Source organism: Sporosarcina sp. A2 (genome assembly GCF_050858885.1).
Taxonomy (GTDB): Bacteria; Bacillota; Bacilli; order Bacillales_A; family Planococcaceae; genus Sporosarcina.
In genome coordinates this window covers 862,990-875,792 of record NZ_CP193898.1, presented here as the reverse complement: position 1 = coordinate 875,792, position 12,803 = coordinate 862,990, and the positions used below count along the sequence as shown (strand labels likewise).

The 12,803-nt window shown below is 39.3% G+C and carries 14 protein-coding genes; all 14 read right to left on the bottom strand.

Going from position 1 to position 12,803, the window contains the following annotated elements; all coding sequences use genetic code 11:
• Positions 1-133: 133 nt before the first annotated feature.
• The 14 genes from ACRPI0_RS03995 to ACRPI0_RS03930 are packed head-to-tail and all read right to left on the bottom strand — an operon-like array spanning position 134 to position 12,802.
• Positions 134-628, bottom strand: coding sequence for a chemotaxis protein CheD (locus ACRPI0_RS03995; protein ID WP_432354992.1), 495 nt, complete (start codon positions 626-628; stop codon positions 134-136).
• Between the two features lies 1 nt (position 629).
• Complete coding sequence (locus ACRPI0_RS03990; protein WP_432354991.1) at positions 630-1,262, bottom strand: chemotaxis protein CheC; 633 nt, start codon at positions 1,260-1,262, stop codon at positions 630-632.
• Positions 1,252-1,725 carry a chemotaxis protein CheW gene (locus tag ACRPI0_RS03985; RefSeq protein ID WP_432354990.1) on the bottom strand — a complete coding sequence of 158 codons (474 nt, stop codon included), beginning with the start codon at positions 1,723-1,725 and terminating at the stop codon, positions 1,252-1,254. Before ACRPI0_RS03985 ends, ACRPI0_RS03990 begins: the two co-directional genes overlap by 11 nt.
• A 15-nt stretch (positions 1,726-1,740) precedes the next feature.
• Positions 1,741-3,786 carry a chemotaxis protein CheW gene (locus tag ACRPI0_RS03980; RefSeq protein WP_432354989.1) on the bottom strand — a complete coding sequence of 682 codons (2,046 nt, stop codon included), beginning with the start codon at positions 3,784-3,786 and terminating at the stop codon, positions 1,741-1,743.
• Between the two features lie 12 nt (positions 3,787-3,798).
• A complete protein-coding gene (locus ACRPI0_RS03975) occupies positions 3,799-4,923 on the bottom strand; it encodes a protein-glutamate methylesterase/protein-glutamine glutaminase (RefSeq protein WP_432354988.1) in 1,125 nt (374 codons plus the stop codon).
• Positions 4,920-5,786, bottom strand: a complete 867-nt coding sequence (locus tag ACRPI0_RS03970) for a MinD/ParA family protein (RefSeq protein WP_432354987.1) — start codon at positions 5,784-5,786, stop codon at positions 4,920-4,922. The genes ACRPI0_RS03975 and ACRPI0_RS03970 overlap by 4 nt, the downstream gene beginning before the upstream one ends.
• Positions 5,779-6,897 (bottom strand): flagellar biosynthesis protein FlhF, encoded by a 1,119-nt coding sequence (gene flhF / locus ACRPI0_RS03965; protein WP_432354986.1) that lies wholly within the window; start codon positions 6,895-6,897, stop codon positions 5,779-5,781. The genes ACRPI0_RS03970 and flhF overlap by 8 nt, the downstream gene beginning before the upstream one ends.
• On the bottom strand, positions 6,894-8,927 hold the full coding sequence (flhA, locus tag ACRPI0_RS03960) for a flagellar biosynthesis protein FlhA (RefSeq protein WP_432354985.1): 2,034 nt from the start codon (positions 8,925-8,927) through the stop codon (positions 6,894-6,896). The genes flhF and flhA overlap by 4 nt, the downstream gene beginning before the upstream one ends.
• Before the next feature lie 25 nt (positions 8,928-8,952).
• Positions 8,953-10,032 (bottom strand): flagellar biosynthesis protein FlhB, encoded by a 1,080-nt coding sequence (gene flhB, locus ACRPI0_RS03955; protein ID WP_432354984.1) that lies wholly within the window; start codon positions 10,030-10,032, stop codon positions 8,953-8,955.
• A gap of 4 nt (positions 10,033-10,036) precedes the next feature.
• Positions 10,037-10,813: a flagellar biosynthetic protein FliR gene (fliR, locus tag ACRPI0_RS03950; RefSeq protein ID WP_432354983.1), complete on the bottom strand. Its 777-nt coding sequence runs from the start codon at positions 10,811-10,813 to the stop codon at positions 10,037-10,039.
• A 5-nt stretch (positions 10,814-10,818) separates the two neighbouring features.
• Positions 10,819-11,088 (bottom strand): flagellar biosynthesis protein FliQ, encoded by a 270-nt coding sequence (gene fliQ, locus ACRPI0_RS03945; protein WP_432354982.1) that lies wholly within the window; start codon positions 11,086-11,088, stop codon positions 10,819-10,821.
• A gap of 11 nt (positions 11,089-11,099) precedes the next feature.
• A complete protein-coding gene (fliP, locus tag ACRPI0_RS03940) occupies positions 11,100-11,765 on the bottom strand; it encodes a flagellar type III secretion system pore protein FliP (protein WP_432354980.1) in 666 nt (221 codons plus the stop codon).
• Entirely contained in the window at positions 11,758-12,459 is a 702-nt protein-coding gene (locus ACRPI0_RS03935; protein WP_432354979.1) for a flagellar biosynthetic protein FliO, read from the bottom strand. The genes fliP and ACRPI0_RS03935 overlap by 8 nt, the downstream gene beginning before the upstream one ends.
• Positions 12,440-12,802, bottom strand: a complete 363-nt coding sequence (locus ACRPI0_RS03930; RefSeq protein WP_116016362.1) for a response regulator — start codon at positions 12,800-12,802, stop codon at positions 12,440-12,442. The genes ACRPI0_RS03935 and ACRPI0_RS03930 overlap by 20 nt, the downstream gene beginning before the upstream one ends.
• Position 12,803: the final 1 nt, after the last annotated feature.

Below are 12,803 nucleotides of genomic sequence, written 5' to 3'. Positions count from 1 at the left end.
GTGAAAAACTGTATAATTCGATACTATCATACTAGGTATTATATCAAAGAGTTCAACTTAAAGACAGTGAACCCTTGTATTTTTTCATACAAAAAAACAGTAGTTTCTTATACTGAAACCACTGTTTAAAAAATTATATATCTTTGGTACCTTTGTTAACAGTTCGAACTTGTAAAGTTCCCATAGAAGGATCAAATTCAATAGTACGACCACTCGATCCACCTGTATCTTCAGCCAACAAGGGTATCGAAAGTCTCGACAACTCCTTTTTGACAGCTTCTACATTGCGTGGACCGATTCTGACAGTATCATTAGATCCAAACTGAAACATTTGAGATCCTCCCGCAATTTTAGCTTTTAAAGACATGGGACGGACCCCTTCAGCTTTTAGTTGCTCCATTAATGAATAGATGCCCGTGTCGGCAAATTTTGCTACATTAATGGAATCTCCTTTACCTAGAGAACTGTCAGGTAACATGACATGAACCATTCCAGCTATTTTACGACGTTCGTCATACAGTACAACACCCACACACGACCCAAGGCCTGATGTACGGATTGTATTAGGTTCTCGCACAATATTCATATCTGCAATTCCGACCCTGACAACAGTTTTAACCATTTCCATTTTACATCACACCTAAAGACTTGAAGATTGTGACATAAGAATTTGGATCTAGTAATAAAAAGAAGTGTCCATCTACACTCTTATCATTTTCGTCTTCTTCCAGAATCTTAGTATCGATGACAATAACTTCATCACTGTAATGGGAGACTTCGATTAAACCAAAACTTACAATCGCGCCAACCATATCTACACTTAACGAAGGAACCGTTGGGAAAACTTTCAACCTCGTAAAATCAGACAATGCTGATAGATAAGATCCCGATAAAATATTGCCGAGTTCCTGCATTGCAGAAGCACCCAAATCACCTATCGTTTCTGGTGTAGAAAAGTCAAACTGATTATCTCCTATTAACCGTCTAATGAAACGGTTTGCTGAATCGATTGAAAGCACGAAAAACATACTTCCAGAAAGATCCCCTTCAATTCGTAAAAATATCCCTACGACTACATTTTCGCTTCCTCCTGCAAGGTCAAACATATCATCAAATGATACAAGTGCCACTTTAGGAACGTGCATATCGATTTTACGTTGTAGCAATTCAGAAAGTGAAGTCGCTGCATGGGCAGCTCCAATGTTACCGATTTCTTTTAAAACATCTAAATGCATATCTGAAATACTATTATCAGTTTTCATCTGCATTCACATTTCGAAGAGGACGCAATACATTATCTAAGTTAAGCATAACTAACAATCGTTTCTCGATTTTTGCAACACCAGCTACAAATTCAGATTCAACGGAACCTACCACTTCAGGTTGCGATTCAAGAGCATTTACTGGAATATCAATCACATCATTAGCATCATCAACGATTAATCCGACATCAAAATTCTCAAGATTAACAATGATGATCCGTGTATTGTCGTTATACTCCATTTCAGGCAAATCAAAACGGTTTCGCAAATCAACAATCGGTGTAACCATTCCTCGTAAGTTTACAACGCCTTTTACATAAGATGGTACTCCAGGAATTCGTGTAATCGTCATGAGCAACAACTTTTCAATGGATTGTACAACATCGACCTCTATTGCATATTCTTTATCGAGCAATTGAAAGACGATGGTCTTCATTACCTTATTTTCAGTTACAGCTGTCATTGGGTTCCCTCCTACTTATTTAATGAGCGCATTGCAATCTACGATTAGCGCGACTTGGCCATTTCCGAGAATTGTAGCACCGGAGATTGCGAAAACGCTCTGTAAATAGTTACCGAGAGATTTCAATACAATTTCTTGCTGTCCGATAAACGAGTCCACGATAAGCGCTGCTAGACTCTCGCCTTTTCGAACGATAACTACAGATTTTAATTCCTCTAGCTCTTCTGGTAAACCCGTATCGAATATTTCACGAAGGTCGACAAGTGGTACGATTTTCCCGCGGAAGTCAATAACCCGTTGGTTATGAGCATTCAAAATATCAGCATTGTGTATAATCGCTGTTTCGATAATTGACGATAAAGGTACTGCAAAGATTTCTTTTTGCAATTGCACGAGCATTACCGAAATAATGGAAAGAGTCAATGGTAGCTGTACTTGGAATAGAGAACCTTGACCTTCTTTAGAATCAATTGAAATATGACCGCCTAGTGATTCAATCGTACTTTTCACTACATCTAAGCCCACACCACGTCCAGAAACGTCCGTTAATTTCTCAGCAGTTGAGAACCCTGAAGATAGTATTAGTTCTGCCACTTGTTTGTCAGTTAATGTATCTGCTACATCTGGTGAAACAATTCCTCGTTCAATGGCTTTGTTAAGAACACGTTGGCGGTTGACACCAGCTCCGTCATCTTCCAACTCAATGAATACATGGTTCCCAGAATGGTAAGCGCGTAATGTAACAGTACCTTCTTCAGGTTTACCTGCTGCAATTCGTTGCGCTGGGCTTTCAACTCCATGATCGAGTGCATTACGGATTAAGTGAACGAGTGGATCTCCAATTTCATCAATGACAGTCCGATCGAGTTCCGTTTCCGCACCAATGATTTCTAAATTAATTTTTTTATCTAGATCTCTAGCTAATTGTCGAACCATTTTAGGGAATCGGTTAAATACTGTTTCAACAGGAACCATACGCATGTTTAAAATGATATTTTGTAAGTCCCCTGAGATCCTTGTCATGCGTTCTGTAGTTTCGTTCAGTTCCGCATTTTGTAATTCTGTTGCAATCGATTGAAGTCGTCCTCTATCAATAACCAATTCTTCAAAAAGATTCATAAGAACGTCAAGTCTATCAATATTGACTCGAATCGTTTTATTTGCAGAGTGGGAATTCCCTGTACGCTTGTTCTTCGCAGCTTCTGGTTTAGCTGATGCCTCTGTTTTTTCTGACTTAGCAACTGTTGGTAGTGTAGTTTCTTCCATAGTAACAGCTGTTTCAGAGTTGCTAGAGCTCGCGGACGGAAATTGTACTGACTGAACTTCAGTACTTTCAAGCTCAGAGACTTTTTGCACTTTCGCTTTTAAGTCTTCAGCATCGTCTTTCGTTACAACTACAACTGTAAATTGACTATCGAATTCTTCATTTTCTAATCGTTCAACTGTCGGGTATGTTTTAACAACTTCCCCTGTTTTTTCGAGTATTTCAAATACCATAAATACTCGAGCTGCTTTCAACAAGCAATCGTCACGCAAAATAACTTTAATTTCAAACGCATTAAATCCTTGTTCAATTGATTGCGAAATAACCGTCTGCTCGAAATCATCATATACAAGACCTTCAGATTCATCGTAAACATTTGCTGTAACTACAGGTTCCTCCACAGTTACCAACGGTGACTTACCTGCTTCGATTTGGTTCAGCATCGTAACTAATTTTTCAACGTCTTTTTTACCTGTACCACCTTGTTCAATATCTATCACCATTTCTTCAAGGGCATCCGATGATTCGAATACTACATCTAAAATTTCAGGGGTAACTCGGATTTTCGAATTACGGATAGCATCTAAAACGTTCTCCATCTTATGTGTAAGATTGGCAATATCTTCATAACCCATTGTAGCTGACATACCTTTTAATGTATGTGCTGCTCGGAAGATTTCATTGACAATGGCAAGATCATCTGGGTTCTTTTCAAGTTCCAATAATTGTTCGTTACATGCCTGGAGATGTTCTTTGCTCTCTTCCAGGAACATTTCCAAGTACTGATTTGTATCCATCAAAATGCCTCCTTAAGACTTTACCTGTTCTGTTAATAACTTTCCGATATCTTGTACATTTGCTGATGCATCTGCTAGTCCTGCTTCCTGAATCGCTCTTGGCATTCCGTAGACTACCGCGGTATCTTCAGATTCAGCAATTGTATATGTCTTACATTGCTCTTTAAGTAGTTTCATTCCCCGTAATCCGTCAGAACCCATACCCGTCATAATTGCTGTGACAAATTGGATCTCTGGAAATTCAGATACAGATTCTAGTAAGACATCTACAGCTGGTCGGTGACCCATGCGGGGCAGGTCCTGGTCATCCAATCGAATTGCATAACTAACACCAACGCGAGCTACTTTCATATGCTTGCCGCCTGGTGCAATATACGCTGTATTCTTCTCGATTAACTCTCCATTTTCTGCCTCTTTTACTTTGATTGAACACAAGCTATCCAATCGATCTGCAAGTGATTTTGTAAATCCGGCAGGCATATGCTGAACGATTAAAATCGGCACACCAATGTTTTCTGGTAATGTTACAAGAACTTGTTGAAGGGCTCTTGGACCCCCTGTCGATGTACCTATAACCATGAATTTCTTTACCGCAGAGCGCGTTAATGCTCCTTCAGTCATAGTTACAGTCGACCGGCTCGGTTCAGGAGTCAACCTTTTCTTCATGACAGAAGCTATAGCAGGTGTTGAGAGTGCTCTGCGGGGGAAAATTTTCATCATATCAATTTGTGATGCATCTACCACTTTGTTAATAATTACTTTTTCACTGTCACGTAAGTTCAGTGAAATTGCACCACCCGGCTTAGTGATGAAGTCGACAGCTCCATACTCCATTGCACGAATCGTGTTTTCTGCACCCTCTTTAGTCGTACTAGAAAGCATTACGACAGGCAGAGGGTTTTCTTTCATGATGATTTGCAACGCACCTAGTCCATCTAAAATAGGCATCTCGATATCGAGCGTCATAACGTCCGGCTTTAACAAACGAACTTTTTCAACAGCTTCTTGTCCATTTCGAGCAGTTCCTACTACTTCAAGAGATGGATGAGAAGAGATTATTTCAGATATCAATTTCCGCATAAATGCAGAATCATCAGCAATCAGTACTCTCTTGGAAACGTTCACGGTCAAAGTCATCCACGTCCCCTCGCAAATAATTTTTTGAGCTGGCCAAGAAATGTACTGCCCTCTTTATTATCTATATCGGTTCCTGAAGAAATATAATTAACGGCAATTGCATTCATTCTTCGAGAAATTGGTGCATTCGGATATAATTTAACAAATGGTTGCTGTGCTACAACTGATTTATGGACAACAGGATCTTCAGGAAGTGCACCGAGTAACTCAGTTTCTTTGTTTAAAAACTTCCTCATAGCAAACTGTAAACGAGTGATTGCATCATTACTATCTTCCTTAGGTTGAACTCTATTGTTAACAATAAAAAACTTTTTCTCGGGATCTCGCAAGCAAATAAATTTCATCATTGAGTATGCATCGGTAATAGAAGTGGGCTCAGACGTTGCAATTACAATAATTTCATCAACAGCTACAATCAGTTCGATCGCGCTCTCTGAAGCGCCAGCCCCCATATCAAATAGAATGTAATCATATTGTTCCTGAAGTGTTTCAAAGGCATCAATTAGAAGTTGAAATCTACTATCTGTCCATTCCAATACTGTTTCTAGACCTGATCCACCAGAGATGAAATACAGCCCATCTGAACTTTCTACGATGACTTCTTCGAGTGTCCTATCTCCAGTTAAATACTCTTTCAGACCGTACTTGGCAGATGCTCCTAAAAGAATATGAACATTTCCCATACCAATATCCATATCTACTATAATGACTGATTTATCTTGATTTCGTAATGAACTCGCGAAATTGGTTGTGAAGTTTGTTTTCCCAACCCCGCCTTTACCACTAATGACAGCGATAGAACGCGCTGCTGTTCCTTCAGCTTTCATCATTTTCAGTCGGAGTGCTTCAGCTTGATCACGCATGCGCTCCCTCCTCTAATAAGAGAGTCAATATCTTTTCAACCGAGGCTTCTTCAAGATCTTCTGGCACTTCTTGACCATCCGTAACATATGCAATCCCCATATTATAATCTTTCAAAAGATTAATAACTGGCCCAACTGTTTCCGTTTCGTCAAGTTTCGTAAAGATGAATTGAGAAATTGGGAATTCGAGAAATTGGTCTACAATCGATCTCATATCGGACTCTTTAGTAGTGGTAGAGAGCACTAAGTAAGACTCCATCTCTAATTCAAAATCTATAAGTTGTTTTAAGTCGTCGATAAATTTCTTTTCTTTATAATTACGACCTGCAGTGTCTATAAAAACAATATCTTTTAAAATAAGAGTTTCTAATGCTTGTTTAAAATCCCTATCATTATAAGCAACTTCAACAGGTGCTTGGAGTAGATTTGCATACGTACGTAATTGTTCGATTGCCGCAATACGATATGTATCGGTTGTGATAAATCCAACTTTACGTTTGTTTTCAATAAGTGATCGCGCTGCTATTTTTGCAATAGTCGTAGTCTTTCCTACCCCTGTAGGACCAAGTACGTTGACGTATTTCTTTTTAAAATGAACGCCACCAAATGGTAAATCAGCAAGTTCTTCTTTCAAAATCTCACGAGCGATTTTTTTCTGTTCTTCAAAAGTGAAATCGGTTTTCTCTATTTTCATACGAGTGAAGATCTCTCTTGCGATCTTATCGATCATTGTGTTATTTAGTTCTTGTGATTTCAACCTAGATAATAGCGGTATCATGTCAACTGGGTATTGATTAAATTCAACCGGTTCATGAGAACTTTTAAGAAGTTGTTTCATTTCTTTCATTTCTTTTTTCATTTCAAAAATGACATCATCTTGACCTGTTTCAAGTTTAGAAGGAGCTGAGAATGCTGAGGTACCTTTTTCCATTGATGTAACTGGACTATCATATCCAGCAACTACTTCAACACTTTTTTTCTTAAATAACCCTAGGAATCCTTTTGAACGGACAATTGTTGAACTTAAAATGACTGAGTCTTCTCCAAAGTCTTCACGTATCTTTTCCATAGCTTGAACCATTGTGTCTGCTTTATATTTTTTCATCTTCATGCAACATCCACCACCCCTACACTCTGTACTTCCACAGAAGCTTCCAATTCATTATAAGACAATATTGGTATTTGCGGGAAATAGCGTTCTGTAATTTGTCTTAAATACATTCGTACTGCAGGTGAACACAGTATGACAGGAGATTGGTCGAGCAATGCGACACGCTCAACTTCACTAGCAATCGATTCCAAGATTGCTTGAGAGTTTTGAGGATCGATCGTCAAGTAATTCCCTTGTTCAGTCTGTTGAACACTATCCGCAATTAGTTTTTCGACTTTACCTGAAACCGTCATTACTTTTAACGCTTGTCCTTGCGGTGTATATTGCTCGGTGATCTGGCGTGCAAGCGATTGTCTTGCATACTCAGTCAGTAAATCGACGTCTGAAGTGTATTTAGATGAATCAGCAAGGGTTTCAAAGATAATTGGCAAGTTCCGGATTGAAACATGTTCGCTGAGCAACTTCGCTAATACTTTTTGAATCTCCCCAACTGATAATGGTGTTGGAGTGAGTTCATCCACAAGAATTGGATACGTTTCGTGAACGTGATCGATTAATTGTTTCGTTTCTTGACGACCAATCAGATCTGAAGCGTTAGCACGTATGATTTCGGTTAAGTGAGTGGATACAACACTCGGTGGATCTACAACTGTATATCCAAGAATTTCGGCATCTTCCTTAACTTCTTCAGTGATCCATTTCGCAGGTAATCCAAATGATGGTTCCACCGTATCAATTCCTGGTATGGAATCATCGCCACCAGGACTCATTGCTAAGTAGTGATCTAGCAATAATTCTCCACGTGCTAATTCACTACCTTTTATCTTAATTCTGTATTCGTTCGGTTGGAGTTGAATATTGTCACGAATCCGTACTACTGGAATAACGAGACCTAGTTCGAGTGCAAGCTGTCTACGTATCATGACGACTCGATCTAATAAGTCACCACCTTGAGATGCGTCAACTAAAGGAATTAGTCCATAACCAAACTCAAATTCAACAGGATCAACGTTTAATAGATTGACTACATTTTCAGGACTTTTAAGACCTTCCATTTGTTCACTTTCTTCAAGTTCCAATAATTCGTCAGGATTTTCATCTTTAGGTCGTGACATTACATATGCACTAATTGCGAGTGCGAGTGCAACCGGGATTGTTAAAATATCATTAATTGGCGTTGCAAGTCCCAGTAATAGAATTGTTATTGCACCTACGTAAAGTAGTTTAGGCTGTCCGAGTAACTGACTCGTAATATCAGACCCTAAATTCCCTTCTGAGGCTGCACGTGTTACAACTATTCCTGTTGCAGTTGAAATGAGCAATGCAGGAATCTGAGAAACAATTCCGTCACCTACTGTCAATTTTGAGAATTGAGCTGCTGCTTCAGCAAAAGGAAGTCCCAATTGGACAACCCCAATCACCATTCCAACGAGAAGGTTGATCATAACGATGATGATTCCTGCTATCGCATCACCTTTTACAAACTTTGTTGCACCATCCATAGCTCCGTAAAAGTCAGCTTCATTGCCAACTTTTTCACGACGTTCACGGGCTTGTGTATCAGAAATCATTCCCGCATTCAAATCTGCGTCAATACTCATTTGTTTACCTGGCATCGCATCCAATGTGAATCTAGCGGCAACTTCAGAAACACGTTCCGATCCTTTTGTAATTACAATAAATTGAATGAGTATCAGAATCACGAACACTACTAGCCCAACAATAATGTTACCACCCGTTACGAATGATCCGAATGTGTCTACAACTCCTCCAGCACTACCATCACTTAAAATTGCCCGTGTAGTAGAGACGTTGAGACCGAGACGGAATAACGTAAGTAATAGCAAAAGTGAAGGAAAGATTGAGAACTGTAACGCTTCTTGCATATTCATCGCAGTAAGAAGCACCATTAGTGCAAGTGTAATGTTTATGATAATTAGAAAACTGAGCAACCAGTGCGGCAGTGGAATGACAAGCATCGCAACAATCATGATTACTGATGCGAGCACACCTATTTCTTTAAATTGCATGTCATCCCTACTTTCCGTTGTTCATTTAAATTTTGCGTTGAATTCGATATACATACGCAAGTACTTCAGCAATAGCCTTGAAAAATTGGTCCGGTATTCGATCTCCGATTTCAGCATCGGAGTAGAGAGCACGGGCGAGTGGCCGATTTTCTACGGTCACGATTCCATTTTCTTTTGCAATAAGTTTTATCTTTTGGGCAATGAAGTCAACACCTTTCGCAACAACTACTGGCGCGTCCATTTCCCCATCTGTATATTTAATTGCAATCGCATAGTGAGTCGGATTCGTAATGACAACATCCGCCTGCGGTACTTCTTGCATCATTCTTCTCATAGCCATTTCCCGTTGTCGTTGTTTAATTTTAGACTTTATCAACGGATCACCTTCTGAGTTTTTATATTCGTCTTTAATGTCTTGTTTCGACATTTTTAAGTTTTTTTCGTAGTCAAATTTCTGATAAAGAAAGTCCAGTACTGAAATGAATAGGAGTACGAAAGAAGCGGTGATTCCCATTAATGCAACAAGCTCTCCTACCGTCTTCATTACAGCTGACGGTGTTTTAAACGCTAAGTTCAATACCTTATCAATATTCATATATAAAATAATAGACGTGACTCCACCGATGAAAGAAATCTTCAAAAGGGATTTCAATAATTCGATGATTGCCTTCATAGAAAATATTCGTTTTAATCCTTTAATAGGATCAATTTTTTTCAAATCAAACTTCAAAGGTTCTCCTGTAAAGAGCAGTCCAAACTGAACAATATTACCAGCAATGGCACCTACCATAGCAATGATCATGACGGGCAATGTTATAAACGCCATTTCTTTAAGCACTTCCATGTAAATAGTCATTGCCTGATCACTATCAAGAGTCCCCATAGTTATGTATGTATTAAATGTTTCTTTAAAAAACTTATAAAACCGATCTTTCATAAATCCTGCAGCAAAAAACAAAAAGAGGAATACGGATAGAAGTACTATTGCACTTGTTACGTCTTGGCTTTTTAATACTTGACCTTTTTTACGAGAATCTTCCCGTTTTTTCGGCGTCGCTTTTTCTGTTTTCTCACCAGCGAAAAATTGGAGATCCAAGCGTAACATGTACTTATCCTCCTCCCAACAACATCATAAGATCTCGCATACTAAATGCCATCACTTCAAAAATCTTTTGCATCATTGCAACAATAACGCCTCCCATAATGAAGAGTACTAAAAATCCTACTCCAATTTTAATCGGAAAACCGATTACGAAGATGTTAAGTTGTGGGACTGTCCTTGCAGTAATCCCAAGTGCCAAATCGACTAAGAACAACGTAGCTACAATTGGGATAGCCATTTGAAATGAAATGCCGAATACGGCGGCCATCGTTTTCAATACATGTTCGGCCACACGTTCGCTACCAAAAGATGGCCAGAGTTGGTCAATCGGTAGAAACTGATAGCTATAGAACACACCATCCAACAGCACATGATGTCCATTCACAGCGAGCAACAAAAGCAACGCAAGTGAATTGAAAAATTGTCCCATCAATGGAGATTGTGTTCCCGTTTGCGGATCAATTACGTTTGCAATGGCAAAACCCATTTGAAAATCAATGAGTCCTCCGGCAACTTGTATTGCAGACATTACCATGAACGCGATGATGCCGATAGTAAGCCCAATTAGTGCTTCTTTTAGAACAAGCATAATGTAGGCACCATTAATCTCAAGATCCGGCACATTTAATGTGAATACGAGCATCCATGCAAGTAAGGCAGCAAAAACGATGCGCATCACAGGTGGTATCGCACGATACGAGAATAATGGTAGTGTAACAAAAAACGCTGAAATTCTAGTTAATATTAACAAATAAGTGGCCACAAATGGGATGAGTGCTTCCATTTAAACTACCCTACGTACCGGGAGAGATTATCAAAAATATCGGCAGCATATGCCGTAACTTTTGACAACATCCACGGTCCGAAAAATACGATTGCTACGAGGACTGCAACAATCTTTGGAACGAATGCAAGTGTTTGTTCTTGAATTTGAGTTGTCGCCTGAAAAATACTTACAGCAAGTCCTGTCACCAATGCAACGATTAAGAGAGGTCCAGATGCCATCAGAATCACCCATACCGATCGCTCAGCAACTGCAATGATCATTTCTCCCGTCATACGAACCCCTCCTAAAAGCTTTGCAGCAATGATTTAACTATCAGATACCAGCCATCTACTAATACAAACAACAAAATTTTAAACGGCAATGAAATCATTACCGGTGGCAACATCATCATACCCATCGACATAAGGATACTCGCGACAATCATATCAATTACAAGAAACGGGATAAAAATCATGAAGCCCATTTGGAAAGCCGTCTTGATTTCACTTAGTGCGAATGCAGGCACCATCATCGTCAAAGGAATGTCTTCCATTGTTTCCGGTCGATCTGCATTGTTATATCTTAAAAAAAGCTCCAAATCTTTTTGACGCGTATGCTTACCCATGAATTCTTTGAAAGGAACACTCGCTTTTTGATATGCATCATCCAATGAAATTTCTTCTGCAAATAACGGTTTCAAAGCTTCATCGTTCACTTGTTGGAATGTCGGTGCCATGACGAAAAAAGTTAAGAATAGTGCAAGTCCTACAAGTACCTGGTTTGGCGGCATCTGCTGTGTTGCAAGTGCAGAACGTACAAAGGACAAAACAATAATGATCCTGGCGAACGACGTCATCAGGATCAGAATCGCTGGAGCCAGAGATAAGACAGTTAGCAGAAGAAGCATCTTAACGGATGTCGATACTGCGCCCGGATCACTATCCGAAAAAAACTGCATAAAATCATTCATTCCGATTGCGCTCCTTCTCCGTAAGCTCGTTCAGCTTTCGTTTCCTGTCGTTTTCAATTTCAGTCAGCTTATTTTTAAACAGATTCCCGAAATCTTCCGGTTCCTCTTGTTTCTCATACGGGTTAGATTTTCTATTTCTTAATCCATTCACCAACTTAATGATTGGACTGTGTTGAAGGGCTTCTTCCTCATCAGAGTAATAAGCAGCTAGTTGTGCAATCTCTTCAGGATTCGAAAGTTCTTTTAGTAAACGAACATCGTCTCCCACACCAATTAAGAAATACTGTTCCCCGATTTTTATTAACTGTACGGATTTTTGTTGACCAAGAGATAGACCACCCATATTTTGCATCAACTTACCGTGCTGAGTTACACGATTCCGTGTATTGATGAACTTCACCATTCCGTAGATCAATGCAATAACAAAAGCAAGCGCAAGGAGCGTTTTAATGTAGTCCCAGGCAGTCAACCCGACAGGCGCTGATTCAGGTTGTAATTTTTCTTCAACAGGTATCTTACTTTCGGTATCTGGCGTTTTATCTTTCCCTTTATTCTTATCAAGAAAATCCGTCACCGATGAATCAGTCGCTGCTTGGACAATCAAAGAAGTATTGCTCGCAAACAGACCAACTGTTACGAGCAACGTCAAACAAATTATTATGAACGTGCGAATCTTAGCTAAGTGCTTTTTCAATTGCTTCTACAACCCGGTCTGCCTGGAATGGCTTCACAATGAAGTCTTTTGCACCTGCTTGAATTGCATCGATAACCATAGCTTGTTGTCCCATAGCTGAACACATAATAATAGTAGCGTTTGGATCTCTTTCTTTAATTGCCTTTAGTGCAGCGATTCCATCCATCTCGGGCATTGTAATGTCCATAGTTACTAGATCTGGTTTTAATTCGAAATATTTTTCTACAGCTTGTGCACCATCAGCTGCTTCACCAACAACTTCGAAATTATTTTTAGATAGAATATCCTTTACCATCATTCTCATAAATGCTGCATCATCCACTATAAGTATACGTTTTGACATT

Excerpts from the sequence above, each read along its gene's own strand:
- ACRPI0_RS03980 (WP_432354989.1), bottom strand. The coding sequence starts at position 3,786 with ATGGATACAAATCAGTACTTGGAAATGTTCCTGGAAGAGAGCAAAGAA.
- flhB (WP_432354984.1), bottom strand. The coding sequence starts at position 10,032 with ATGTTACGCTTGGATCTCCAATTTTTCGCTGGTGAGAAAACAGAAAAA.
- ACRPI0_RS03975 (WP_432354988.1), bottom strand. The coding sequence starts at position 4,923 with ATGACTTTGACCGTGAACGTTTCCAAGAGAGTACTGATTGCTGATGAT.
- ACRPI0_RS03930 (WP_116016362.1), bottom strand. The coding sequence starts at position 12,802 with ATGTCAAAACGTATACTTATAGTGGATGATGCAGCATTTATGAGAATG.
- ACRPI0_RS03995 (WP_432354992.1), bottom strand. The coding sequence starts at position 628 with ATGGAAATGGTTAAAACTGTTGTCAGGGTCGGAATTGCAGATATGAAT.
- ACRPI0_RS03990 (WP_432354991.1), bottom strand. The coding sequence starts at position 1,262 with ATGAAAACTGATAATAGTATTTCAGATATGCATTTAGATGTTTTAAAA.
- fliP (WP_432354980.1), bottom strand. The coding sequence starts at position 11,765 with ATGAATGATTTTATGCAGTTTTTTTCGGATAGTGATCCGGGCGCAGTA.
- ACRPI0_RS03985 (WP_432354990.1), bottom strand. The coding sequence starts at position 1,725 with ATGACAGCTGTAACTGAAAATAAGGTAATGAAGACCATCGTCTTTCAA.
- fliQ (WP_432354982.1), bottom strand. The coding sequence starts at position 11,088 with ATGACGGGAGAAATGATCATTGCAGTTGCTGAGCGATCGGTATGGGTG.
- ACRPI0_RS03970 (WP_432354987.1), bottom strand. The coding sequence starts at position 5,786 with ATGCGTGATCAAGCTGAAGCACTCCGACTGAAAATGATGAAAGCTGAA.
- flhA (WP_432354985.1), bottom strand. The coding sequence starts at position 8,927 with ATGCAATTTAAAGAAATAGGTGTGCTCGCATCAGTAATCATGATTGTT.
- flhF (WP_432354986.1), bottom strand. The coding sequence starts at position 6,897 with ATGAAGATGAAAAAATATAAAGCAGACACAATGGTTCAAGCTATGGAA.
- fliR (WP_432354983.1), bottom strand. The coding sequence starts at position 10,813 with ATGGAAGCACTCATCCCATTTGTGGCCACTTATTTGTTAATATTAACT.